Origin of the sequence: Pseudomonas sp. PS01299 (genome assembly GCF_029960145.1) — a bacterium.
Lineage (GTDB): Bacteria > Pseudomonadota > Gammaproteobacteria > Pseudomonadales > Pseudomonadaceae > Aquipseudomonas > Aquipseudomonas putida_A.
The window spans coordinates 1-767 of the sequence record NZ_JASCPO010000502.1; the positions used below are offsets into that span (position 1 = coordinate 1).

Genomic DNA, 767 nt, shown 5'->3' on the forward strand with positions numbered 1-767 from the left:
GCAAACGGATTGGAATGCTGCGCAATTTGCCGTCTTGGCCATTACGCAGTTCCTCATTGAGTGGGTGCATCAGCCAGCCTTCACGGCTTTGTACCTGTGAGGTGATGGTGAACTGGTCGTCTTTCTCCGGCAGACGTTTGCCGTTTTTCTCGACGACCTTGCCGATGGAAATGCGCCCGAGCACCGGTGGGGTAATGGATAAACCTTTGAGCATGGAAGTTCTCCTGTATCTGAAATAAAAACGCCACCGCGACCGCGCAAACGGCCAGGGTGGCGTTGGAGAGAAAGGGCATGGGAAGAGCGAACGAACGTTCAGGCCAGCAGAAAACGCCGACTGCCGATTTTGGTGGTCGAGTAGCGCACTTGCAGATAGGGTTTTTCTTTCAGCAGACGGGGGATATCCAGGGCCACGCTGTCTTTGGCCTTCTTCCAAGTGATGCAGCCGGTTGCGAAGGTCGCCCGACTGGCATCGCCCATGGCCTGTTGCAACGTTTGCTTGAGCTGAGCTTCCTGCGTCTCCTGCAGAGCAATCGACTCGCGCACGCTCTGCAGTTTGGTAAAGGTCGTACAGAGCAGAGTGTCCTGGCTGAAGTCCAGGCTTTGCCCACTGTCCTGTGGATACAGGCAGCGCAACGCCTGCTCCGCCGAGGCCGAACCGTCTGCCGGCGGCGGGGTGTCACTGACGACGTAATCCCAGAACAGCTGCTCCAGGTCGATCAGCCGAGCAATCAGCGACTCGTCGCGTTCGATGCGATGGATCTCCAGGT

At 57.5% G+C, this 767-nt stretch carries 2 pseudogenes; both read right to left on the reverse strand.

Annotated features, from left to right (window positions below):
• Window positions 1-214: pseudogene (locus QMX91_RS31280) on the reverse strand (hydrolase or metal-binding protein); the annotation flags it as partial.
• 98 nt (window positions 215-312) lie between these two features.
• Window positions 313-767, reverse strand: a pseudogene (locus QMX91_RS31285) (alkaline phosphatase); the annotation flags it as partial.